Annotated in this window: 23 protein-coding genes and 1 pseudogene; 14 read left to right on the top strand and 10 right to left on the bottom strand. The window is 39.8% G+C overall.

Annotated elements, in window-relative coordinates:
* Positions 1-8 precede the first annotated feature (8 nt).
* Positions 9-1209, bottom strand: a pseudogene (locus tag ACMZOO_RS16785) (efflux RND transporter periplasmic adaptor subunit).
* A 130-nt stretch (positions 1210-1339) separates the two neighbouring features.
* On the opposite strand from ACMZOO_RS16785, the gene ACMZOO_RS16790 reads away from it, so the two are divergent.
* The 4 genes from ACMZOO_RS16790 to ACMZOO_RS16805 all read left to right on the top strand — a co-directional run bounded on the left by ACMZOO_RS16790 (position 1340) and on the right by ACMZOO_RS16805 (position 3853).
* On the top strand, positions 1340-2323 hold the full coding sequence (locus tag ACMZOO_RS16790; RefSeq protein ID WP_440904443.1) for a LysR family transcriptional regulator: 984 nt from the start codon (positions 1340-1342) through the stop codon (positions 2321-2323).
* 17 nt (positions 2324-2340) lie between these two features.
* Positions 2341-2697 carry a GFA family protein gene (locus ACMZOO_RS16795; protein WP_440904444.1) on the top strand — a complete coding sequence of 119 codons (357 nt, stop codon included), beginning with the start codon at positions 2341-2343 and terminating at the stop codon, positions 2695-2697.
* Between the two features lie 22 nt (positions 2698-2719).
* Positions 2720-3127, top strand: a complete 408-nt coding sequence (locus tag ACMZOO_RS16800) for a GNAT family N-acetyltransferase (RefSeq protein WP_440904445.1) — start codon at positions 2720-2722, stop codon at positions 3125-3127.
* Positions 3128-3232: 105 nt separating this feature from the next.
* The gene (locus ACMZOO_RS16805) at positions 3233-3853 is read left to right on the top strand and encodes a hypothetical protein (protein WP_440904446.1); all 621 of its coding nucleotides are present in this window, start codon (positions 3233-3235) and stop codon (positions 3851-3853) included.
* A gap of 37 nt (positions 3854-3890) precedes the next feature.
* On the opposite strand, the gene ACMZOO_RS16810 is transcribed toward ACMZOO_RS16805, so the two are convergent.
* From ACMZOO_RS16810 to ACMZOO_RS16820, 3 genes are all read right to left on the bottom strand, one after another.
* Positions 3891-4556, bottom strand: a complete 666-nt coding sequence (locus ACMZOO_RS16810) for a YceI family protein (protein WP_440904447.1) — start codon at positions 4554-4556, stop codon at positions 3891-3893.
* A 20-nt stretch (positions 4557-4576) separates the two neighbouring features.
* Positions 4577-5086, bottom strand: coding sequence for a DUF2058 domain-containing protein (locus ACMZOO_RS16815; protein WP_440904448.1), 510 nt, complete (start codon positions 5084-5086; stop codon positions 4577-4579).
* A 78-nt stretch (positions 5087-5164) separates the two neighbouring features.
* Positions 5165-5791, bottom strand: a complete 627-nt coding sequence (locus ACMZOO_RS16820; protein WP_440904449.1) for an arylesterase — start codon at positions 5789-5791, stop codon at positions 5165-5167.
* On the opposite strand from ACMZOO_RS16820, the gene ACMZOO_RS16825 reads away from it, so the two are divergent.
* Genes ACMZOO_RS16825 through ACMZOO_RS16840 form a run of 4 tightly spaced genes read left to right on the top strand, consistent with a single transcriptional unit; the run spans position 5792 to position 10235 of the window.
* Positions 5792-6538: an ABC transporter ATP-binding protein gene (locus ACMZOO_RS16825; RefSeq protein WP_440904450.1), complete on the top strand. Its 747-nt coding sequence runs from the start codon at positions 5792-5794 to the stop codon at positions 6536-6538.
* 25 nt (positions 6539-6563) lie between these two features.
* Positions 6564-9098 carry an ABC transporter permease gene (locus ACMZOO_RS16830; RefSeq protein WP_440904451.1) on the top strand — a complete coding sequence of 845 codons (2535 nt, stop codon included), beginning with the start codon at positions 6564-6566 and terminating at the stop codon, positions 9096-9098.
* 34 nt (positions 9099-9132) lie between these two features.
* Positions 9133-9606, top strand: coding sequence for a hypothetical protein (locus tag ACMZOO_RS16835; protein ID WP_440904452.1), 474 nt, complete (start codon positions 9133-9135; stop codon positions 9604-9606).
* A 38-nt stretch (positions 9607-9644) separates the two neighbouring features.
* The gene (locus tag ACMZOO_RS16840; protein ID WP_440904453.1) at positions 9645-10235 is read left to right on the top strand and encodes an outer membrane beta-barrel protein; all 591 of its coding nucleotides are present in this window, start codon (positions 9645-9647) and stop codon (positions 10233-10235) included.
* Positions 10236-10253: 18 nt separating this feature from the next.
* Here ACMZOO_RS16840 and ACMZOO_RS16845 read toward each other — a convergent pair whose 3' ends face one another.
* Both ACMZOO_RS16845 and ACMZOO_RS16850 read right to left on the bottom strand, forming a co-directional pair.
* Positions 10254-11285, bottom strand: a complete 1032-nt coding sequence (locus ACMZOO_RS16845; protein ID WP_440904454.1) for a cytosolic protein — start codon at positions 11283-11285, stop codon at positions 10254-10256.
* A gap of 412 nt (positions 11286-11697) precedes the next feature.
* Positions 11698-11979: a pyrimidine/purine nucleoside phosphorylase gene (locus ACMZOO_RS16850; protein ID WP_016957611.1), complete on the bottom strand. Its 282-nt coding sequence runs from the start codon at positions 11977-11979 to the stop codon at positions 11698-11700.
* A 254-nt stretch (positions 11980-12233) separates the two neighbouring features.
* On the opposite strand from ACMZOO_RS16850, the gene fadI reads away from it, so the two are divergent.
* The 3 genes from fadI to ACMZOO_RS16865 all read left to right on the top strand — a co-directional run bounded on the left by fadI (position 12234) and on the right by ACMZOO_RS16865 (position 16097).
* Positions 12234-13544 (top strand): acetyl-CoA C-acyltransferase FadI, encoded by a 1311-nt coding sequence (gene fadI / locus ACMZOO_RS16855; RefSeq protein WP_016957610.1) that lies wholly within the window; start codon positions 12234-12236, stop codon positions 13542-13544.
* Positions 13544-15700, top strand: coding sequence for a fatty acid oxidation complex subunit alpha FadJ (gene fadJ, locus ACMZOO_RS16860; RefSeq protein WP_440904455.1), 2157 nt, complete (start codon positions 13544-13546; stop codon positions 15698-15700). The genes fadI and fadJ overlap by 1 nt, the downstream gene beginning before the upstream one ends.
* 109 nt (positions 15701-15809) lie before the next feature.
* Positions 15810-16097: a hypothetical protein gene (locus ACMZOO_RS16865; protein WP_440904456.1), complete on the top strand. Its 288-nt coding sequence runs from the start codon at positions 15810-15812 to the stop codon at positions 16095-16097.
* Here ACMZOO_RS16865 and dsbB read toward each other — a convergent pair.
* Together dsbB and nhaB are read right to left on the bottom strand one after the other, a co-directional pair.
* A complete protein-coding gene (dsbB, locus tag ACMZOO_RS16870; RefSeq protein ID WP_440904457.1) occupies positions 16087-16620 on the bottom strand; it encodes a disulfide bond formation protein DsbB in 534 nt (177 codons plus the stop codon). The genes ACMZOO_RS16865 and dsbB overlap by 11 nt on opposite strands.
* A gap of 123 nt (positions 16621-16743) precedes the next feature.
* Positions 16744-18333 (bottom strand): sodium/proton antiporter NhaB, encoded by a 1590-nt coding sequence (gene nhaB, locus ACMZOO_RS16875; RefSeq protein ID WP_440904458.1) that lies wholly within the window; start codon positions 18331-18333, stop codon positions 16744-16746.
* 325 nt (positions 18334-18658) lie between these two features.
* Between nhaB and ACMZOO_RS16880 the strand changes: the two genes are divergently transcribed.
* From ACMZOO_RS16880 to lolE, 3 genes are read left to right on the top strand one after another with little or no spacing between them, the layout of a single operon-like run.
* Positions 18659-19888: a lipoprotein-releasing ABC transporter permease subunit gene (locus ACMZOO_RS16880; protein WP_440904459.1), complete on the top strand. Its 1230-nt coding sequence runs from the start codon at positions 18659-18661 to the stop codon at positions 19886-19888.
* Complete coding sequence (gene lolD / locus ACMZOO_RS16885) at positions 19881-20576, top strand: lipoprotein-releasing ABC transporter ATP-binding protein LolD (protein WP_440904460.1); 696 nt, start codon at positions 19881-19883, stop codon at positions 20574-20576. The genes ACMZOO_RS16880 and lolD overlap by 8 nt, the downstream gene beginning before the upstream one ends.
* A gap of 1 nt (position 20577) precedes the next feature.
* Positions 20578-21825, top strand: coding sequence for a lipoprotein-releasing ABC transporter permease subunit LolE (gene lolE, locus ACMZOO_RS16890; RefSeq protein WP_440904461.1), 1248 nt, complete (start codon positions 20578-20580; stop codon positions 21823-21825).
* A gap of 22 nt (positions 21826-21847) precedes the next feature.
* On the opposite strand, the gene ACMZOO_RS16895 is transcribed toward lolE, so the two are convergent.
* Positions 21848-23461 carry a sensor domain-containing diguanylate cyclase gene (locus tag ACMZOO_RS16895; RefSeq protein ID WP_440904462.1) on the bottom strand — a complete coding sequence of 538 codons (1614 nt, stop codon included), beginning with the start codon at positions 23459-23461 and terminating at the stop codon, positions 21848-21850.
* A gap of 175 nt (positions 23462-23636) precedes the next feature.
* Positions 23637-24521 carry a carbon-nitrogen hydrolase gene (locus ACMZOO_RS16900; protein ID WP_440904463.1) on the bottom strand — a complete coding sequence of 295 codons (885 nt, stop codon included), beginning with the start codon at positions 24519-24521 and terminating at the stop codon, positions 23637-23639.
* Between the last annotated feature and the right edge of the window lie 13 nt (positions 24522-24534).

Below are 24534 nucleotides of genomic sequence, written 5' to 3' on the forward strand. Positions count from 1 at the left end.
TCAGACCCTTATTGCGCTTGAGCCGTTAATAATGTTGTTGCGCCGTCTTTATTCGGCAGAAAATGTTCAAGTGTTAAAGCAATTTTTGACGTATCTAAATGGGTAACTTGTGGCGCAATTGGCATACCTGGGCCAACACGTGCTGGGCCGTTTACTGCTATGGTATCTTGCGGTTGTAAGCCAGAGGTAATGGCTCTAAATTCGCCATATCTATCGCCTAAAGTAACAGGTCGGTATTGCAAAATGTTTTGTTCATCAACAATTAGTACAAAACGATTTTTTAAATCTGTGCCTAAGGCTTTTTCCGGTATCAACACTTGCTCATAGGCTTTTTGCCCTGCAATTTTTATCCGCGCAAAGGCACCTGAGCGTAAATCACCATCTGTTTGGCTAAATACAGCACGTACTCGCAAAGTACCGGTTGAAGTATTAATTTGGTTATCGATAAAGTCGACTTCACCTTGGTGTGGGAAGCTGTCATTACCTAACAACTGCATAACCACAGATAAACCTGCTTGATAGGCTTGTTGACCAAAATGTTGGTTCCAAGTGCGCAAAGTACGCATACATTTTTTCATCTGAAACTATGCTAGTTAATACACTTTGATTGGCGTTTACCGTATTACCTTTAGTAATTTCAGCGCGTGAGATAATGCCATCAATTGGTGAGCGTACTTGGCTAAACTCTAAATCAAGTGCAGCTGTGTTTAACTGAGCTTGAACTGCTGCAATATGCGCTTCACTTTGTTTAACGGCTGTAGTGCGCGCTTCCGCTTCTTCGGCTGAAATTGCGTTGCGGCTGCGTAATCTTTGTGCACGCTCAGCTTCATTTTGAGCTTGCTCAAAAGCTGCTTGTGCGCTGGCTAATTCGGCCGTTAAACGTGCAACTTGTGCTTCGAATGGGCGAGGGTCTAAGGTAAATAATAATTGACCTTTTTTAACCAACTGGCCTTCAGTAAACTCAACTGAATCTATTACCCCTGAAACACGTGGACGTAATGCAATTCTTTCTGGCGCTTCTAGGCGAGTTGAATAGGTAAACCAACTTTGTAATGGTTTATATACTACTTGCGCAACTTCTATTGGTAACGCCATTTGCTGACCCGCTTGTGCTTGCTGGCTCTGCTCCGGTTGGCTACAAGCTACCACTGAAATAGCAAAACCAGTTGCGAAAACCAGTTGGGTGATAGTCTTATTTAATACGAACATATTTTTTCTCCTAATATCAATGACACCATATTAAAAACTGACCAAGCAAAGAAAAAGCATTCATTTTTCCATTTATTAGTGCCACAATGGCAACAATAGATTTTGTGTTTACGCTTTCATAGGCAATGATATGGATACAACCAGTCGAATTTTAATGTTTCTTGAAGTGGTCGAGCAGGGCTCGTTTGCTAAAGTTGCCGAACTGAGAAATATAGATAGATCCGTCGTTTCAAAACAGATGAATAAGCTAGAAGACGACTTAGGCGTGCGTTTGTTAAATCGTTCAACTCGCTCGTTCTCGCTAACGGCTGCGGGCTCTGAAATGTTAAAAAAAGCCAAAGAGTTAAGGGATTTACTCGGTGAAACGCTGACAATTGCGCAAAATTACCACACAGAACCTAAAGGCTTATTAAAAATTACCAGTTCAACCATTATCGGCAAACGTTATATTTTGCCTGTGCTGATTGAGTTTCAGCAGCGCTTTCCTCAAGTACAAGTTGAAATGCGCCTTGAAGATAGATTGGTCGATGTAGTGGGAGAAGGCTACGATTTGGCATTTAGAGTAGGGCCACCACGCGATTCCAGTTTAATTTCACGAGCAATAGCGCGTAACAGAATGTTGATAGTTGCCGCGCCAAAATTTTTGCAAACATACGGTGAACCAAAAAACATGCAAGAGCTGGCAAAGTTACCGGCTGCGACTTACGCTAGTGATGGTTTACGAATATCCGAATTACCTTACTTTGATGACAAAGGCAATGACACGACAATTGACATAAACAGTGTGTTTAGAGCTAACGATGGTGATGTACTAATTGCCAAAGCTGTCTCTGGCACAGCCTATTGTGCAGTACCCGCATTTGCCATTAACGATGAAGTAAAAAGTGGCGCGCTTAAACCCATTTTAACCCATATTAAATTACCTGATTATCATACAGTGCAAGCCGTATACCCGCACAGGGGATTACCAGTGCGTACCCAGTTGTTTTTGGAAGCGGTGCGAGATTATATCGGCAAAGGTATTCCTTGTTGGGAAAAGAATATTCCAGGTTTTGAAAATATGTATGGCTTTGAAGTTAGAGATGCAAGCCCGATAGGCCGGTGGACGGCGTAAAGAATAGGAAATTGGTTATGTATAATGGAAGTTGTTTGTGTGGTAAAGTTAAATATCAAATTCTAAGTGCATTGAAAAATGTCACCAATTGCCATTGTAGCATGTGTCAAAAACAACACGGTGCAGCTTTCGCTACGTATGCGAGCGTTCCAATCAATGATTTCTTCTATGTGGCGGGTGAAGAAGCCTTATCGTCCTATACATCTTCAGATAACGTCGTACGCAAATTCTGCGGTAATTGTGGTTCTAATATCGAGTGGCGTAGTGGCACAAAATTTCCTGATTGGGTATCTATAGCAATTGCCTCGCTAGATGTGGAATTTGAGCCAAAATCGGTGAAAAACATATTTGTTGAATCTAAAATGTGTTGGTGACAAGAAGGGAAGTAACATTTTCATGGATATAATCTACCAATTAAATGCTGAGCAAATTAGTGAGCTACATGCTCTATACCAAAATGAATGGTGGACAAAAGGAAGGACTCTTGAGGAAACTCAAAATTGTGTTTCTGGTTCGCAAATATGTGTGGCGTTAGTCGATTTAAATGGACGTTTAAATGGCTTTGCACGTGTTTTAACGGACTTTACTTTTAAGGCGTTAATCTTTGATGTAATTGTAGCACCTGACCAAAGAAAAACAGGTTTAGGTAATGAGTTAATTCGCCTAATCAAAGAGCATCAAAAATTAAGGGCCGTTAAATGCTTTGAATTATATTGTTTACCTGAACTTGAGCCTTTTTATATCAATCAAGGTTTCACCACTGACGTGGGTAATATCAAGTTAATGCGGTTTGTAAACGTATAACAATTTTATAAAAGGCGGACTAAAAAGCTTGGCTGCGCTCATTCTTCACTAATATAGCCAAGTTTATTTACGTCTAATAGTAAGGCTTATAAGTACTGTTAAGTTATGGATAATATCCGAGAGTTCGAACTAAATGATTGGCTGGTAACTGAAGACGGGGTTTGCCAAGTTTTAGGTTCTCAAAAATACGTAGTAGAACCCTTTTTTCAAAAAGAATATCCAAGTTATGGTCTTGGAGATGAATTTGAAAATAAGCTCGTATGCAAGATTCTGTGTGGTTTCGACGGAAAACCGAGAAAATCTAGATATATTAATCACTACAGTAGCAAATGGTGCGAACCATTAGGTGGAAAATATTTAATTTTAAGGGATAAGGTTCAATCCAAATATCCAGAGCAATATAAAAAATTTACTTTAGTAAAAATAAAGAAGCCGGTTCTGGCTAATGTAGATTTTCCAATAAGGGTTTTACCTCACAGAAAGCAATCTACTGTCGACCAAATAAACCACTTATTGGCAACCGAAGTAAATGAATTGAATTTCGAGAATGTCGAAAATCTGATATTAAAAAACATTGCAAGTATTGAATCGTCGAGCCTTGTAAACAGAGGCAATTTGCAAACAAATGCGTTGATTTCTCTCACATACGATGTTCTTAGAGCTAAAGATAAGAAATTTTGTTTTATTGGTGGAAAGGCTTTTTCGGTATATTGTGGTGGTGAGTAGTTGTGCTCCGTCGTCGCTAGGCATACTTGTCACTTACTTAATTGCGCTGAAACTCAGCTTCTACTTCAATCAAAATCTCATCACCAACCGTTGGTATATATTTATCTAAACCAAAGTCAGAGCGGTTAAATTTCATCTCGGCTGAAAAGCCGATTGTATAGCTGTAGGTCAGTAGGTTTGTGCCTGCACCGTGAAATTTAACAGCTACATCAACAGGTTTAGTTACCCCTAAAAAGGTCAGGTTGCCGTTAAATATTAGGGTTTCAGAATTAATTTGTTTGGCTGAGCTTGTTTCAAAATAAGCTTTGGGGAATTTTTCAGTATCTAACCATTCGTCACTTTTAATGGTTTCTTCAAAGTTATCATCTACAACATCAAGTGATGTCATATCAACCACAGCACCTAGTTTTGCTTGTTCTGGCTTAGTTGCATCAAAAGCTAGGTTGGCGTCAAATTGGTTGAAACGACCTACAAAATAAGACAAGCCCATATGTTTTACTTTAAAAACAAGTGAGCTATGCGCTGTGTCTAATTGAAAGTCGCCCGATTTAAACACTGCCATATCCGTGGCTAATTTGGGTTGAACCAACTCCAACAGGCTAGAGCAGCTATTAAGCAATAACAGCGAACCGGCGCATACTAACACTCGGCTAATTCGGCCTAGCTTGCTTGGTTTATTTAAGCACTGTTGGCGACTGGTCATAAACGCTAATCCTTAATGATTTACCACATTAAATCGTCCGGAATTGGGTAATCTTTGTACGGGTCGTCTTCGTCTTCTTCGATTTTATCGTTGAGTAACACGATATAACCTTCACCACGTTGTTCAATTTTTTCAGCAACTGCAGCAGGCAACATATAAAACTTCTCGCCTAAGTGAGCTATCGCAACAAAACCATTCGCCAGTTGTTGTTTTTGTTGGTTCGATACACGTAAGGTTTTTACTTTGCCGTCAAAACTAAAGTTGTGCTCAACATCACCTTTGCTTTCAATTGCGTTCACTTCAATCAATTGTTTTATTTGTGCAGCTATGGCTTTTTGTTGTGCTTCAAGACGAATTTTTTCGTTTTGTTCATCAGATTTTTGCACATTTTGCTGTTGAGTTTGTTGCACAGCTGCTTGTACTTCACGTTTAAGTTCGCGGTTCTTTTTGCTTTTTTTCGAAGCTTTTTTAGCTTGTTTTTGGTTTACAACACCAGCTTGCATAAGCTGTTCTGCGAGTGATTTAGCCATCGTTTGTTCTCGTAATTCAGTTTTTGATTATTCTGGATGAATCTTTGTCGCGTATTGTGCTTAAAGGCTTAACAGTATTCAACCCTCAATCACTTTGCTAAATTGTTTTTTCATATGCTCGGCGATAATCGCTTGTGCATCTAAATTAGGGTGAATGCCGTCTTTTAACATTAATTCTGGTTTTAGAGCCACTTGTTCAATAAAAAATGGGATCAACGGAATTTGAAATTGCTCAGCAATTTGTTGGTATTGAGCGATAAAGGTGGTTAGATATCTTTGCCCATAATTCGGCGGAATTTTAATTTCGGCTAAGATAGGTTTTGCACCATTTTCTTGAGTTAATTGAACTAATTTAATTAAATTTTGTTTAATAACAGGGAGCTGAAATCCACGTAAACCGTCATTACCACCGAGTTCAATAAAAACATAGTCTGGTTGATATTGTTGTAATAGTTTAGGTAAGCGGTTTAAACCACCTTGGGTGGTGTCGCCGCTGATACTGGCGTTAATAATTTGCCAATTGGGTGTGGCTTGGTCGAGTTGACTTGCCCAGGCGTCTTTTAGCTCTAAACCATAACCTGCTGACAAGCTGTCACCTAAAATTAATATTTTGACTTGTGATTGGGCAGAATGAACCAATAAAGGTACACTGAACGTAATGAATAAAATAAACCGAAACCACTTAGCAGATACAGGATTGTACATATGACCACATTATTAAAAGTTGAGCAGATTACTAAAACAGTAAGGTCAAATGGAGAAGATCTCAAGATATTACACCCGATTAGTTTTCAAATAGCTGCTGGCGAGAGTGTTGCTATTATTGGTCGTTCAGGCTCAGGTAAGTCAACTTTATTAAGTTTGTTGGCTGGATTAGATGTGGTTTCATCGGGCGAAATCAGTTTAGGTGAACACGCGCTGCACAAGCTAAATGAAGAACAAAGAGCTGCGCTGCGCAAACAATATGTCGGCTTTGTCTTTCAATCTTTTATGTTGGTGCAAAGTTTAACAGCGCTGGAAAATGTGATGTTGCCATTAGAGCTTGCGGGCAAAACGGACGCAAAACAACATGCGCTAGAGCTACTCGAAAAAGTCGGTTTAAAAGAACGCGGCCACCATTACCCGAATCAGTTATCTGGTGGTGAACAACAAAGAGTTGCGGTTGCCCGCGCATTTGCTAGCCAGCCTAAAATTTTATTTGCCGATGAACCTACAGGTAATTTAGATGCGGAAAACGGCAAAATAGTTGAAAACCTACTATTTGAATTGAATCAACAAGCAGGCACGACTTTGGTATTAGTCACACACGACACTCAATTGGCGAAACGTTGTCAACGCCAATTAACCATGCAAGCAGGGCATTTAACTGAAAGCACTGTATCTGATGAAAGTGACCAAGTTGCTAGCGATGCAGACGAGCAAGCTACAGATAAAAATGTGCAAGTTGCCTAAGATTAAAAGGATTTAGGAGTTTTTAATGAACCAATTAGCTGTGTCGTTTTCACTTTCATGGCGCTTGCTTAAGCAAGAGTTTAAACGTGGTGAATTAACTATTATGTTGTTGGCACTGGTGCTGTCTGTCTCCAGTGTATTTGCTCTAGCTATGTTTAGCGAACGGCTACAAATGGCTTTGCAGGTTAAAAGCGCGGAATTTCTAGCAGCAGACAGGGTGTTAGAATCATCTAGGGAAATAGACCCCAATTGGCAGGTTCAAGCACAGCAACTTGAACTGAATACCTCTGAGCAAATTCGCTTTTCTTCTATGTTATTTGCCAACGACTATATGCAGCTTACAGCAATTCGGGCGGTTGATGAATATTATCCGTTGCGCGGCAAAGTGATGTTAACTGACGCTGCTTGGACATCGGGTCAAGAAACAGAATTAAATGTAAAAGCAGGTGAAATTTGGCTCGATAGTAAATCAGTTAGCCAGCTCAAAGTTAAATTGGGTGACTGGATAGAAATTGGCGCAACTAAACTTAAATTCAGTCAAATTATAGATACAGTGCCAGATGCTGATTTGAACGTATTTAACGCCAGCGCCATGGCGATAATGCATATTGACGATGTTGCCGCGACCCAAGTTATTCAACCAGCTTCGCGTATTGGCTATTTATTAAGTTTTTCCGGCGAATTTGATCAGTTAACTGAATACGAAGACTATCTGTTACCCCTATTGAATAGAGATATTCACCGTTGGCGTTCAACTGAATCTGACGAATCGGCTATGTTAAGAGCAGTCGAGCGTGCAGAGCAGTATTTTTTATTGGCAAGTTTATTAGGCATAGTACTAGCGGCAACAGCCATAGCCGTAGCTGCCAGTCGTTTTTGTGAGCGCCATTTTGACTTAGTTGCGATAATTAAAACACTTGGTGGTTCAACCAAACAAATTAAATGGATTTTTAACAGCCAACTGGTTTCATTAATGGTTATCGGCATTGTGCTGGGATTGAGCATAGGTTATGTCGGGCAAATTGTGATTATGCAGCTATTGGCTGAATATTTACCTGAACAAATTCCGCAAGTGGGAATGCGTCCATGGTGGCTCGCGGTATTAACCGGCTCTATTAGTTTGGCTCTGTTTTCGGTTTATCCTTTGTTAAAACTTTTTGCCATTCCTCCACTTAGGGTATTGCGCCGTGATATTGAAGGTTTTCAAGCGAAAGATTGGTTAAATTGGCTGGTTTCTGCATTGGCAATTTTCTTATTAATGTGGATTTATAGCCAAAATATTAAACTCAGTTTAGCCTTGTTGTTGTCGGCTGGTGGTATCACCTTAGTATTATTGTTACTGGCGCGCAGCACTATTTGGACTAGCCGCAAAGCTGGGGCGAATGCAGGCAGTGCCTTTAAACTCGCCGTTGCGGGTTTGTATCGTCGCGCAACTTCTAATAGCGTGCAGTTAATTAGTTTTACCTTAGCTATTGAACTCTTGTTAATTGTGTTGGTATTACGCAACGATTTATTAGCGCAGTGGCAATCGCAATTACCAGAACAAACGCCCAATCATTTTGTGATTAACGTAAATGATTTTGACATTGATAATTTCAAAGCAGACTTTGCAGAAAAAGGCATTGAAGTTGAGCAGACTTATCCTGTTACTCGTGGTCGTTTAATTGCAATTAATGGTGAGTTTGTTCGAGATAGAGTCAGTAAAGAAGAAGAGCAAGTGGCAGATGAAGATGCACCGCGTTCAATTGGCCGCGAGCTCAACTTAACTGCTGGAGCGGATTTACCCGATGAAAATGAAATAGTGCAGGGCACTTGGTTCAGCGATTTACCAGCAGAACAGCAAGCACAAAATCATGTGTCAGTAGAGCAAAGACTCGCTGAGCGTATGAAATTAAACTTAGGCGACGAGCTGACTTTCAATGTTGGTGGCATTGAGTTTACCGCAATCATTAGCAGTCTTCGCACTGTCAAGTGGGAGTCGATGAAACCTAACTTCTTTATGATTTTTAACCCTCAAACAATGCAAGATTTTGCCGCAACACATATTGCTAGTTTTTATGTACCGAGTGATAAAAAGCCCGAGTTATCAGGTTTGTTGATGAATTATCCTAGTGTTAGTTTGATTGACGTTGATGCGATTATTCAGCAAATACGCGAAATTATTCAGCAAGTATCGCTTGCGGTTGAGTTTATTTTAATTCTAGTGGTTTGTGCTGGTATTTTAGTCTTTATCGCGCAAACACAAGCGAGCATGTTTGAGCGCAAACAAGAGTTAGTCATACTACGTACCCTTGGCGCATCATCCAAATTTTTACGCGCCAGTGTATTAATTGAGTTTGTGGTACTCGGTGCCTTGGCTGGTTTGTTTGCCGCGCTTGCCAATGAGGTTGCTTTGTATATTCTGCAAACCGAAGTATTTAAAATGCAAGCGAGTTTCCACCTTGAATACTGGTTAGTTGGTATCATTACCGGTGCTGCACTTGTTGGTTGTTTAGGTTTAATGAGTTGTTGGCGCATGATGCAAATTAATACTCAAGCTTTGTTGCGCTCGCTGTCGTAAATGTTGAAAAAATAAAAATTTAGTTGGCTGTTTTATGCAAATTTTAATTGTAGTTGCTGTATTTGTCAGTTTGCTGGTTGGGGTAAAACTTTGGCAGGTGTATAACCAAACGCGAGGATCACTCAAATTTAGCCAAGCACAAACCAAAGACGTTTTGGAGCTATCCGCTAAACATAAACTGACTTTGTTATTAAAGCAGATGTTGGGTGAGCAATATCATGTTCACCAAGATGTATTGCTCAGTCAGTTGTTGGATGTAAAAGACAAAGCGTTGCAAAAATACTGTCAGCAAAAAGCGCTTGATGCCGTGATAACTGATACGCAAGGCAAAGTGACTGTTGTATTTGAACTTGCATTGGACGAATCAGCCAAACAACAAGGCGAATGGCTGAAAAATTTGATGCAAGGGCGGTTTGCGTTTATTCGCATCACCCAAACTGAACATATTAACCAAAATGCTTTAAATAAAGTTTTATCTACATTAGAATCCCGCGCTAGTTCAGGTTAAATAATCCTTTTCATTCAACATTTTAAACGGAGAATAAATTGAAAACAGGGATAGTTATTTCTGTGTTAGCATTTGCACCTAAAGTTTACGCTGAGTCGGATCTGTCAGTCGATTTATTATATGGAGGTTCGTTCAGTAGCGAAAAATCCAATTTAGAACTTGCCTCATTATATGGTGCCAGAGCAGCCTATGCATATAATCACTTGCTTTCATTTGAACTAGGTTATAGCCAAGTGAAAGGCACTTACGACGAAGAAGGCGATACCTCTTTGCACACTGACGTTGAGCGTTATACCGCTACCAGTTTTGGCATAAAAGGTAGCACCGAAATCTCTACGAGTTACTCATTAAACTTGCGTTTAGGTTTAGCATATTCGCAGTTGCAACAACAAAACTACAGCCAAACCCTGCCTTGGCAATCGGATGTTGCCAATCCAAAACGAACAGAGAAACAATCAGCTAGTACTAGTGGTTTAGGCAGTTATTATTCATTGGGTATAGAAAGAAGATTTACCCAGAACATTTACATGGGTTTAGACTATTCTAGCTTCCGCTTTAATGCGAAAAGTGCGGACTTTTCTGCATATAAATCACACAATATCACTATAAGTCTTGGCTATAACTTTTAATGCCATATAGCTTAATGGTTATTTAAGCTGTTTTAACTTGTGATCAATCAGAGGATCATCCGGCGCTAATTGTTGCGCCACTTCTAACAGCTGAATCGCGTCTTGAGGATTTTCTTCTTCATGTTTAAGCGCTATTTCAACCAAAGGTTGCACATCAATTTGCGCTTGATGTTCTTGAATATGCTCTTCTTTTTCATCTAACAGAATTTGATGGGCTTTACTTAATAAGCCAAGCCTATGCTCTGACTTTGCATTGGCTTTATTGAGTTTTTTGTAATAGTCCTCTTTAAAACGCAGTGTGCGGGTTTGTTGGCGAAATGCAGCAACGTCTATTTGTTGATTAGCAATAAAGTCGATTGCTACTTGTTTATAAAAACCAAATTTAGTTAGGTAAGTTGCGTGTGTTCCATGGCCCATACCGTATACGCGTAAATGATTGAGTTGCGGGTAGCGCTTAGCGTGTTGCCTGTCGGTTGAATTGATTGGGTCGTAAATTATATAACCTTTGGCATGGCCCAAATCTAGGTCGTGGTAATCACCTTGCCAATCAAATTGTTGGGCTATGTCTGTGCTAGAGCGCTGATCCCAAGGCACTTTATCTTTGTTTTTGGTACTCACAGGATGAAAGAGTAATACTTGATCAAGTTTTAACAGGTTAGCAAATGCACCAACGCCAAAACCGCCTCGACTTAATCCATAACCTAATCTTTGTTTAAAAGGCGTGAGTAATTCAGCCAGCTGTTCTATAAAAAAGATTAAATTGCGGCTGCGAAACCAATTACTACGGCCTAAATGTTGAAAAGCAATTATATTGACGTTTTGTGAGCGGGCGAGTTTGTAACCCCATGGGTTGTAGTCTTGGTGTAAATCTTGCTCTTGTAAATTGGTGCCAGCAGGAGAGAAGGTAAAAAGTAGTGGTTTATTGGGGTCAATAAAATGGTATTTAACAAACACATCACCCAGTAAGTCGTCACCCGTATAAGGTAATCTGGCTTGTTGTTGCTCTGGGCTTTGGGTTAACCAATCATCTAACCAATATAATAACTTCATGTATCCTCCTGCTTACAAGGGCCTGTTGAACTTTCGTGGACAAATTTTGTTCTAACTAAATGCTTTTTAATCAAGGCGCAGCATTGAAGGCCTAATGGATTAAGTCAAAATGCTGCAGCAAAGAGTAAAAAGCATTTCGGACGAACCTGAAAGGCAGCGTTTGTTTGGTATTTCTTCTGCGTTATAGCTCATTTATGTAGCCCACTACACTTCAATCGCTATGCCTTGTATAAATACCAAACAAACTGCTGCAAAATTGTACTCGAAAGTTCAACAGGCCCTGGGTGATTTTAGCAAACTTAAGCTGCTATTGCATGGCGAGTGCGTTGAAAGGGATATATTGTGTGGTTTAACTGTGAAACTTTTATGGAGGGGCGTACCCAAGTAAAATCACCTGGGTATCTGGGAGCTGTTATTCGTAAGTACACAAATAAGCAGTGTCTTGCGCAACTTTAACACCAAATTTTTGGTTTGCAGCAACATCAAATGATTGGCCTGCAGTAAAAGTTTGCCAGTCGCTTGAGCCTGGTAATAACACAGTCAACGCACCGCTGATTACAGTCATAACTTCGTTTTGGCTCGTACCAAATTCGTAGTCGCCAGCTGCCATAACACCAACTGTTGCTGGTAATTTTTCGCCTTGGAAAGCAATTGATTTTACTTTACCGTCGAAATAGCTATTTACATCAAACATAGTTTTTCTCTTGGTTAGATTTTAAAAACGCAGCATTTTAATCTGACTAGACTAAAATTACACTTAAAACTTGGTTTTCGCGCTTTATCGCACTGCGTCAATACAAATAATGCTCAATTTAATCAATCAGTCATGGAAAAATTCAAACAAGTGTTTTAAATTTGTAAATAAAGAAATAGAATCGATTAATGGATTAACAGGTCTGACCTCTTAAATCTAAAAATTATAGCCAACACCTTAAAAGGGCAATCGACATGTCTAAAGCATCACCTTGCATTACATCAAGCGGAAAACGTATTGCAGTTGTTTCCGGCTTAAGAACCCCATTTGCTAAACAAGCGACCGAGTTTCATGGCGTACCAGCACTCGATTTAGCAAAAATGGTTGTAAACGAAATGATGGTTAAAAACGACTTTGATCCTAAATGGATTGACCAAGTTGTGTTTGGGCAAGTTGTACAAATGCCAGCCGCACCCAATATTGCACGTGAAATTGTCCTTGGTACAGGCATGAATGTGCACACAGACGCTTATAGTGTTACCCGCGCCTGTGCAACCAGCTTTCAAGCTGCTGCTAATGTGGTTGAATCTATTATGGCAGGCACGATTGAATGTGGTATCGCAGGTGGTGCTGATTCATCTTCTGTATTGCCTATTGGAGTGTCGAAAAACCTAGCGCGAATGTTAGTTGATTTAAATAAAGCGCGCAGTTTAAGCGCACGTTTAAATATTATTAAACGCTTACGCTTAAAAGATTTAGCGCCTGTACCGCCAGCTGTTGCCGAGTATTCTACAGGTTTGAGTATGGGACAAACGGCTGAACAAATGGCAAAAACACATGGCATTACACGTCAGGCTCAAGATGAGCTTGCGCATAGATCGCATACTTTAGCTGGGAAAGCTTGGGCTGATGGTTTGTTAGATGATGAAGTGATGACAGCTTACCCAGAGCCATATAAATGTTTCTTAAAACAAGACAATAACGTTAGAGCAAATTCGGAGCTAAATTCTTACGCTAAATTGCGCCCTGTATTCGATAGAAAGTACGGCAGTGTTACCGCAGCAAATGCAACGCCATTAACGGACGGTGCGGCTGCAGTACTGCTTATGAATGAAGAAAAAGCTAAAGCGCTTGGATTAGAAATTTTAGGTTACATTCACAGTTATGCATTTACTGCAATTGACGTGTGGGAAGATATGTTAATGGGGCCGTCATATGCAACGCCTAAAGTATTGGATAAAGTGGGTATGCAGTTATCTGACTTAGATTTAGTAGATATGCATGAAGCTTTTGCCGCACAAACTTTGGCGAATATGAAAATGTTTGGCAGTAAAAAGTTTGCAGAAGAAAAATTAAATCGAAGCCAAGCAATTGGTGAAATAGATATGGACAAGTTTAATGTTAATGGTGGTTCTATCGCTTATGGCCATCCATTTGCCGCGACAGGAGCGCGTATGATTACCCAAACCTTACGTGAGTTAAAACGCCGAGGTGGCGGTTTAGGATTAACCACAGCTTGTGCTGCGGGTGGATTAGGTGCAGCTATGATTGTGGAGGCAGTGTAATGAGTAAACTTCAACATTTCTCAATGAGCATAGACGAAGATCAGGTTGCGGTAATTTCGTTAAATGTGCCAGAAGAAAGCATGAATGTATTGTCTGGCCAAACTATGGATGAAATTGAAATCATCCTTAACCAAATTGAAAGCAATCGTGAACTTAAAGGTGTTGTGTTAACCAGTGGCAAAGCGGATTCGTTTATCGCAGGCGCTGACATTAACATGATTTCTGCTTGTAAAACCATAGATGAAACTGAAGACTTAGCGCGTCGTGGTCAAGCGATATTTGCTCGTGTTGAAAAATCGCAAGTGCCTTTTGCCGCAGCAATTCACGGCGTTTGTTTAGGTGGTGGTTTAGAGTTTAGTTTGGCTTGTCATTACCGCGTAGCGTCTGACGATGAAAAAACCCAATTGGGTTTGCCAGAAGTTAAATTAGGTTTGTTGCCTGGTAGCGGTGGCACACAGCGTTTACCTAGGTTAGTTGGTATTCAAAACGCATTAGACATGATGTTAACCGGCAAACAAGTGCGTGCGAAAAAAGCTTTAAAAATGGGTTTAGTTGATGATGTTGTACCTAACTCTATTTTATTAGACGTTGCGAAAAAGCGTGTAATGGCAGGTAAACCGGCTGCGACGAAAGCTAAACTTAATTTAGTCGGTAAAGCATTAGAAACCAATTCATTTGGTCGAGGTGTGTTGTTTGATCAAGCGCTAAAAGCGGTTGAAAAGAAAACATTAGGCAACTATCCAGCACCGGCGCGCATTATTGAAGCTGTGCGAGTGGGTATCGAAAATGGCATAGTACAAGGTTACCAAACTGAAGCGCGTGGATTTGCCGAGTTGTGCCAAACGCCGCAAAGCTTTCAATTGCGCCATTTATTTTTAACTACAACTGAGCAGAAAAAACAGTTTAAAGCTAATGCGGTCAAAGCCCGTAGTTGTGAAAAAATTGGTGTTTTAGGCGGCGGTTTAATGGGCGGCGGCATTGCTTATGTTAGTGCGGTTAAAGCTGGTTTCCCTGTACGTATTAAAGACATTCGTGAAGAAGGTATTCAACACGCACTTAAATATAGTTATGACTTGTTAAGTCAAAAGGTTAAACGTCGTTTTATTACTGCAGCGCAAATGCAGCAAGATTTAAATAAACTGACGGGTAGCGTTGATTGGAGTGGTTTTAAAAACCGCGACATTGTTGTTGAAGCTGTATTTGAAGATTTAGCACTTAAACAACAAATGGTTGAGGCGGTAGAAAATAACTGCCATGAAAACACCATTTTTGCTTCTAACACATCGTCATTACCAATAGCGCAAATTGCTCAAAAAGCGCAGCGCCCTGAAAATGTTGTGGGTTTACACTATTTTTCACCTGTAGATAAAATGCCTTTGGTAGAAATTATTCCACATGAAAAAACCAGTGAAGAAACCATCACAAGTGTAATTGAATTTGCGCGTAAACAAGGCAAAACACCAATTGTAGTAAAAGATGGCGCTGGCTTTTATGTAAACCGAATTTTGGCTTTATATATCAATGAAGCTGCTCAAATTTTATTGGAAGGCGAGCCTGTTGATGTCATAGATCGCGCTTTAGTTAAATTTGGTTTCCCGGTTGGCCCACTTAAATTGTTAGATGAAGTTGGCATTGATGTAGGCACTAAAATCATTCCAATTTTAACTGAAAATTTAGGTGAGCGTTTTAAAGCACCAAAAGCATTCCAGCGTATTTTGGAAGATGGTCGCAAAGGTAAGAAAAATCGCAAAGGGTTTTACAACTACCAAAAATCGAACCCACTTAAAAAGCTTTTGCGTAAAGAAAGCATCATTGACGAAAGCATTTACGACTTGTTGGCTATTGACGCTGCGCAATCGCTTAATCAAGAAGAGATTGTTGAACGCTGTATGATTCAAATGCTGAATGAAGCAGCACGCTGTTTAGAGGAGGGCATTATTGCTTCACCTCAAGACGGTGATATTGGCGCTATATTTGGCATTGGCTTCCCACCATTCTTAGGTGGCCCATTCCGTTATATGGACAGTTATGGCATTGAAAACCTAGTTGAGCGTTTACAAAGTTATCAACTGCGTTTTGGTGGCCGTTTTGAACCAGCGCAGATCTTGTTAGATTACGAAGCTCAAGGTAAATCTTTCTATTCTGATCACGCGTAAAGCCTATCCGATCCATAGTGTGGGTTTAGCCTGGTGGTTAAGCCCACTTGTTTTCTCTCGTAATAACCCCACATATATCCTGAATCCAGCGAACAGCCAACAAACAGGAATGCTCATTATTAAACTAATTCAACTGCGTACTTTTATTGCTCAGATTATGGTTGGTCTGTTAACGGCTGGCTTAGTGTTAGCTATTGCATTCGGGTTTATTTGGTTATTTGATGAAGGGCAATCATGGTTAGATGGGGCTCATAGTCAAAATCCGTTTATGAGCCCAATTTTGTGGTTTGTTGTATTACTGGCAGGTGTTATTTCGGTATTTAGCCGCATTTGGCGCAAATACCAAGAAAAACAATTTATCAAAAAACTGCAACAGCAGCGTAAAACTAAGAAGTAGTCTTTGTTTTAAGTAGCGTTAACCCAAACAACACAACCGCAAGCGCCGCATAACCAATAAATATCACTTGCATCCACTGCGGCATAGACAGGCTCAAAAACGTCCAATCTATCGCATTACAATCGCCTCTAGGCTCAAATAGCGCAGGAAACCAAATATCTGGTGCAAACCATTCTGGAAAGTTTGGCACCATCTCACAAAAAGCAAACAGTGGGTTTGGCGCATTTTGCAAACCAACATGCTCAATGGCAATTTTTGCTCCCCAAGCAGCAAAAAACGCGGCAGATAAACAACTGACTGATTTAACTAACTTAGACTGTGGGAAAATACAGGCTGGTAATAACGCAACAAATACACCCCATAAAGCCAGCCTTTGATAAATACACTTTATGCAAGGCTCATAACCCAAACCATATTGAAAAACTAATGCGGCAATTTCGAGCGCGAATACGCTGCTGGCTAAAAATATCCAAAATAAGCGTTGTTGACTAAGGTTTTGTCCGAGCTGGAAAAATTGTTTCAAAAAAGACTCCATGATGTGCTTGATGTTTAGTTCCAGTAAGAGTGGTGATTATGCAATAAGTTGCAAAAAAAAAGCTAGCTGAAATCTCAACTAGCTTTTTTAAACTTAACTTATTAGATCCGCTTAATGATGAGTGGATGACTCAACATCACCAGATTCAACTTCAGCATGGTGTTCAATCAAATGCGCGTCGTATAGTACATCGGTCGCTTCTGGTAAAAATGCCCATGTGAAGGTTAAACCCACTATGGTTAATACCAAAGTATATGGCAATGCCATCCACACCATACGTCCGTATGACAGTCGCACTAATGGTGCCAGCGTACTGGTTAATAAAAACAAGAATGCAGCTTGACCATTTGGTGTCGCAACACTTGGTAAATTTGTACCTGTGTTAATAGAAACAGCCAACAAATCGAATTGGTCGCGAGTAATGTGTCCATTTAATAAAGCTTGTTTAACTTCAGTAATGTATACAGAACCAACAAATACATTGTCACTAACCATAGACAAAACACCATTGGCTAAATAAAACACCGCCAATTGATTGCGCCCCTCAAAAGTTAATACCCATTCAATGACAGGAATAAATAATTGTTGGTCTATGATAACGGCGACAATTGCAAAAAATACACACAATAGTGCAGTAAAAGGCAGGGCCTCTTCAAAAGCGTGGCCGATTGCGTGTTCTTCAATGACACCACAAAATGCAGTGGCAAAAATGATTACACTTAAACCTATCAAACCAACTGAAGCTAAATGAAAGCCTAAAGCGACAATTAACCAAATTGCAATAATGCCTTGCACCCAAAATTTGGCTGTGTCGACTTTGGTCATTCTTTGATCTTGATATTTATCGTAGTCGGTAAGAATTGTACGTATTTTTTGCGGCAGTTCTGCGCCATAACCAAATACCTTGAAACGTTCAACTAATGCTGCGGTTAATAAACCGAAGAAGAGTACTGGCAGGGTAACAGGTGACATACGAATGGCAAATTCAGCAAATCCCCAGCTGGCTTTGTCAGCAATAATTAAATTCTGTGGTTCACCAACCATAGTGGTTACACCACCGAGCGCCGTACCAATAGCCGCGTGCATTAATAAATTTCGTAAAAATGCACGAAATTGATCAAGTTGCTCGTGTGACAAAGGTTCAATTTTTTCGTCACTGGTGTGGTCGTGTTTAGCTGAGAAGTCTTTGCCGGATGCAACTTTGTGGTAAATAGAGTAAAAACCTACTGCAACAGAAATAATTACCGCAATTACAGTTAAAGCATCTAAAAAAGCCGACAAAACTGCTGATGAAAATACAAATGCCAACGACAGCAGCATTTTAGAGCGAACACGCAGTAGTAGCTTGGTAAAGGCTAACAGCAACAGGCTTTTCATAAAGTAGATACCTGCAACCATAAATACCAATAAGAGTAAAACCTCTAGATTGGTTTGAATTTCATGCATTACGTGATCTACAGATGTCATGCCAATGGCAATTGCTTCAATTGCCAATAGTCCACCAGGTTGAAGCGGGTAACACTTTAACGCCATTGCTAAAGTGAATATAAATTCAATGACCAATACCCAACCTGCTATATAAGGTGAGATACTGAATAAAATTGGATTGATGATTAAGAAAGCAATAATTGCAAATTTGTACCACTCAGGTGCTTGGCCTAAGAAGTTTTTAACCAGCGCTTGCGGCATGGTGTAAATCATGTGCTTTATTCCTCATAGAAGGTGTGTGATTTAAAAATATATTCCATTATGGTGAATAAAAATTCGCGGCGAGATTAAAATAGAAATTGGCTTAAATAGCAACCATTCAGTGAAAAAATATTCTATATTTTACTTTTTTATATGTTTTTTAAACTTGGTTTCATAAAAAATTAACATTTAAGTAAAAGGAAATGCACTTGAGCAGGATGAACAAAAAATTTGTTCTATATAGATTTAGCTCTAAGAGTAGGATAATTAATTGAAACTCTGGCAAGTTTCAGTATAGTGCTTGACCATAAAATTTCTTATAAAAGCTGAAATACAATTGTTTAAAGCTAATCGTTTTTTTATTGCGCTCAGGTACAGTCAAAGTAAAAGCAACAGTGGTTTTGTATCTTTTATTACCTTTTTTTCTGTCGCTGGTATTGGTTTAGGTGTAATGGCACTGATAACAGTGTTGTCAGTGATGAATGGCTTTGAAAGTGAACTAAAAAATCGCATCTTAGGGGTGATCCCCCATATAGTGATTGAACAAACAACCGAAAAGCATTCAACAGATATTCAGCAATCTATAGCTGCTTTTGAGCATGTCGTTGGCAGTACACCATTTACCCAAACTTCTGGGTTAATTCAATCAAGCAATCATATGAAAGCTATCAGTGTGCAGGGTATTGATCCTGAGCATGCTAAGTCACTATCAATTATTGCTAAAAGCATGCTGATTGGTGATTACACCGCACTTATTCCCGGAACATATCAGTTGGTATTGGGTCAGCAGTTAGCTACGCGCTTAAACGTTAGAGTGGGTGATAAAGTACGTATCATGCTTGCTGAAAAAAGTGTCTATACGCCCATGGGGCGCATGCCTGTGCAGCGTAAATTTGTAGTCGCTGGTATTTTTGATGCAGGCTCGGATGTTGATGCATCAGTTGCCATAGCTAATGTGCATGATTTAAACCGTATGTTACGTAAACCTCTAGGGCAAATTTCGACTTATAGGGTTTATTTAGATAATGCTTTTGCGGTTGATCAAGTTGTTAGCCAATTACAGCAGCTAGAAACAGATTTGAACATAGTGGATTGGCGGCAAACTCAAGGCCAGTTATTCCAAGCGGTGAAAATGGAAAAAAACATTATGTGGTTGATGCTAGCGTTAATTATTGCTGTCGCGACCTTCAATATCGTCTCTGCTCTGGTTATGTTGGTTAATGATAAAAAATCTGAAATTGCTTCACTCAAAACCATGGGCATGACCAATCAAGATATAGTGAACATTTTTATTTTCCAAGGTATGTATAAAGGTGTAGGTGGTGCGATTATCGGCACCATTTTAGGCTTGTTATTGTGCTTATATTTGAATCAAATTATGCAATTACTGGGTATTCATATCATGGTTAATCCTGCATACGACAGCACAGGTTTGCCTATAGTTATTCAAGCGCAGCAAGTGGTACTGACCGCTATATCAGCTATTCTAATGGGTTTTTTGGCAACTATTTATCCAGCATTAACTGCAGCGAAAATGCAACCAGCCGAGATTTTAAAACATGACTAATTCGAAAATTATAATGCAATGCGACAATTTAACTAAAACCTACATAGACGGTGAGAATAAAGTCAGTGTGTTAAAAGGCGTTAATTTAACCATTAACTCAGCTGAACATGTCGCAATTGTTGGTTCATCAGGCTCAGGTAAAAGCACCTTGTTGCATATTATGGGCGCACTCGACTTTCCAACTTCTGGTCAGGTAACTTACCAAGGCACAAATATTCATAAATTGTCGACTAATCAACAAGCAGAATTTAGAAATCAGTCTCTGGGTTTTGTTTATCAATTCCACCATTTATTAGCTGAGTTTAGCGCTGTTGAGAATGTGGCTATGCCATTATTAATTGCGGGTGAAAAACGTAGTCAGGCTCTGAAAAAAGCGCAGGACATGCTGGAACTTGTTGGCTTAAGCCATAGATTAAAACATTTTCCTTCGGCTTTATCTGGTGGTGAGCGTCAGCGTGTGGCAATTGCACGCGCAATCGTCAACAAACCTAAAATTGTTTTGGCAGATGAACCTACCGGAAATTTGGATGCTGAAAACGCGCAAAGCATATTTAAACTAATAGATGAGCTAAAAGCCAATTTGTCGACTTCATTTGTATTTGTAACCCATGATTTAGCGCTAGCAGCAAGAATGGATAAACAATATCGCTTGATTAAAGGTGAAATTGCACAAGGGTTAACACAATAAAATGTTTAGTTCATTAGCCAAGTTTATAGGGTTTAGATACGCGCGTAGCCGCAAACAAAACGGTTTTATTCGTTTTATATCGGCATCATCTGTTATTGGTATTGCATTAGGCGTATGTGTGCTGATTTGGGTGTTATCTGTTATGAACGGTTTTGAACGAGAGTTAAAAACACGCTTGTTGTCAGTCATCCCTCATATCGAATACACGGCGGTTGAAAATGGTGGAATTGCAGACTGGCAGGCATTAAAAAGCCAAATCATGCAAACCAGTGAACAGGTAGAAGCTGTTGCGCCTTTTATTACCTTAGGTGCGCTTATTCAAAATGGCGCAGAACTCAAACCGGTGGAAATTCGTGGTATAGACTGGCAAGCAGAAAAAACGGTTTCGTCGTTAACTGAGTATGTTACAGCCAAAACTGCATTGGCTTTTCAGCAACAAGATGGTTTGATTTTAGGCTCGGCACTGGCCGATTCACTTGGTCTTAAAACCGGTGATTGGGTCGAAATTTTAGTCCCACAACTCGACTCAGGTACTCGGATTAAACCACCTAAGTTAACGCGCATACCCTTAGTTGGCGTGTTTAAGTCGAATGGCCAATTAGACCATTTATTGGGTTATGTGCATTTATCGCAAGCGGCAGATATGTCTGGTTGGCAAGACGGTGTACAAGGTATTCGGCTAAAAATTGACGATGTGTTTAATGCACCTACTTTGGCTCGTCGAATCGGTTTTAGTTTGCCCGTTTATGTATATATCCAAGATTGGACCCACCAGTTTGGCCATATCTATCATGACATACAGTTAGTGCGCAGTGTTATGTATATAGTACTGACCTTAGTGATTGCAGTGGCGTGTTTTAATATAGTTTCCACTTTAGTTATGGCTGTAAATGAAAAGCGTGGTGACATCGCTATTTATAAAACCATGGGCATGCCAAACCACAAAATAGTGCAAATTTTTATCTTTCAAGGTTTGATTTCGGGTGTGACTGGCACTCTGTTTGGTTGTGTGTTTGGCATATTTGGAGCCTTATATTTAGGCAATATTTTCGCGGCTATCGAATCTTTGTTGGGTAGTAAGTTTTTATCCGGCGATATATATTTTATCGACTTTTTACCGACGCAGTTAATTTGGACTGATGTTATTTTAACGCTTGCTGTCGCTTTGTTATTGTCGATAGTTTCAACTATTTATCCGGCGATTAAGGCAAGTAGAGTTGAGCCCGCAAGAGTGATAGGGCACCCGTAAATCTGATTGTATGCGCAGGCTACTAACTTTTTCTAGTTGAGGTTGCTTGCACATCTCTAACTGCTTTAGTGGACGGGGCAAAACAGATTTGATCACGTCCACGCTCTTTAGCAACGTACAAGGCTTTATCTGCTTGGCGTATAAGTTCATCACCTTCAATTGGTATATTGGGGTAAAAGGCCACACCCATAGATATGGTTATAGTACGTTGCCCCCTTAATGGATTTTCTTCAAGATATTTACTGATACGAGAAAACATTAAGGTTGCTTGCTCAACTTCAATGCTTTCACAAAATATTGCAAATTCTTCCCCTCCAATTCTGGCAGCGACGTCGTTATCACGAGTGTTTTTATTTAAGGCCTGTGCAATTATCTTAAGTGCCTCGTCACCCGCATCATGACCTAATGTATCATTAACTTCTTTGAATAAGTCTACATCTATCATTAATATTGCGGCTGACTTGTCAGTATTATCGCGATTTTGCCGCCAGTTGTTCATATGGGTAAAAAAGTAGCGGCGGTTCCACAAATGGGTGAGGGGATCTGTATTGGCCTTTTTATTCAGTTTATCTTTAAGTTCTATTCTGGCTAAATTTAATGCCAAGTTTTGCGCAATAAATTCAAATTGAGTTTCATGCTCCTGTTTAACCATTTGGTTTTTATCTTGACCAAACATTATGGTTAACACGCCGAAAGTCTTACCTTCTGCTAACAATGGGTAACACAAATGATTATCACACTTGTACTTTTTTAATGGCTCTACTGCATGTTGGCAGTAACTTTGTGGGCTGGTGGCACTGTAACTGTGGCCAGTTCTAATTGCCCAACAATGAATTGAATCTCCTTGGCCAATGTTGTCTGAAAGTTCAATTGCAGAATAAGTACCATCAAAAATATTTTTTAACAGCTGTTGGCTAATGTTTACCGCTTCGTCAGTTGAATTAGCAACAGCAAGACAGGAACTGGCATTTTGTAGTTCTATATAGTTATTGGCGGTTTGGGCTATTTTTCGTTTGAGGTCTAAATTGTGCTGACTGGCCAACTTTAAAATGTTGCGGCGCTCCATGTTGTGCGTTAACCAATAAAAAGAAACGAATACTATAATAAATATAGCGATTTGCATGCGAAAGTTATTTAGCACCGCACTAAAGGCTTTTTTGGGTACTGCAATACGGATTATGTAGCTTTTGCTGTCAGGCGAATCAAATTTTTCAGCGTAATAATAATTGGCTTGGTTGGTTAAAGGATCATTTCTAGCCAAATAAACTGTTTCTTCTAAGGTTAAACGTTTGATTTCGGGTGTATTGCTTACATGTTGCTGCTGGCTTAGTTCACTCCAATGTACAGGGGAATGAACTATCACTTTATTTTGATCATTTAATATAGTTACTTGTAAATCTGGTTGCCTACCTTGATAGAATGTTTGTTGGGTTTCGCGATAAGCAGGTTCAAGTTCTTCAACATATATTTGATTAAATATAGTGGTGTTGAGTTTGGCGATTTTTTGTAATTGGCGTTGGTGATTGCTAATTAATTCACTTTCAACAAAAAATTGGAGCAGGCCGATTGACGCAGTAAATATAACAATTGAACACCAAAACCATTTGCTTTTATTTAATTGTCGCAACTGAGCCATAATTTATACCTTGAGCTATCCGTCAATTCTCTCGAAAGCAAATCTACTTATAACATTAGACCAGATTGAACAAAGGTAAAGTCAGTTAGACAATTAAAGGGAATTTTGTGAAAAAATGCGGAAAACAAGCGCTTACCACTTGTTTTCCGCGTTAGAACTGTTAGTGACTAGCGGATTAGTCGCGGTAAATTTTTGTCAGGTCTTGGTAGTGGTCGATACGTCTATCACGTAAATACGGCCATATACGGCGAACATTTTCACTACGATTTAAGTCAACTTCAGCGAATAAAATCTCTTCTTGTTGGCTGTCTGCGTGTGCGAGAATTTCCCCTTGTGGGCCCGCAACAAAACTATTGCCCCAGAATAAAATACCTTCACTGCTGTCACTTGGATCTGCTTCATGGCCAACGCGGTTGCAACTGAGTACAGGCACGCCATTTGCCACCGCATGTGCTCTTTGTACAATTACCCAAGCATCAAGTTGACGTTGTTGTTCGTCTTGCTCATCGCGCGGGTCCCAACCAATTGCAGTTGGATAAATTAACAGTTCGGCTCCGGCCATGGCCATTAAACGCGCACCTTCAGGGAACCATTGATCCCAACATACTAATACACCTAATTTACCGACACTGGTTTGGATAGGTTGAAAGCCCATATCGCCAGGAGTAAAGTAAAACTTTTCGTAAAAACCGGGATCGTCTGGGATATGCATTTTGCGGTATTTACCTGCAATAGTACCGTCAGCTTCTAAAACCACAGCGGTATTGTGATATAAACCCGCAGCGCGCTTTTCAAATAATGAACTGACGATCACTACACCACATTCTTTAGCGACAGCTGAAAGTGCATTTGTAGTTGGCCCAGGAATTGTTTCGGCCAAATCAAACATATCAACATCTTCAGTTTGGCAAAAGTACAAAGAACGATGCAGCTCTTGTAAAACCACTAATTTTGCACCTTTGCTGGCCGCTTCTTTAATGCCTTCAATGCTTTTTGCTAAATTGTGTGCAACGTCTGAACTATTGCTGTGTTGAATTAAGGCTACTTTTAAATTTTTCATAATTTAAGTCTGT

This window comes from Catenovulum sp. SX2 (genome assembly GCF_052056295.1).
Taxonomy (GTDB): domain Bacteria; phylum Pseudomonadota; class Gammaproteobacteria; order Enterobacterales; family Alteromonadaceae; genus Catenovulum.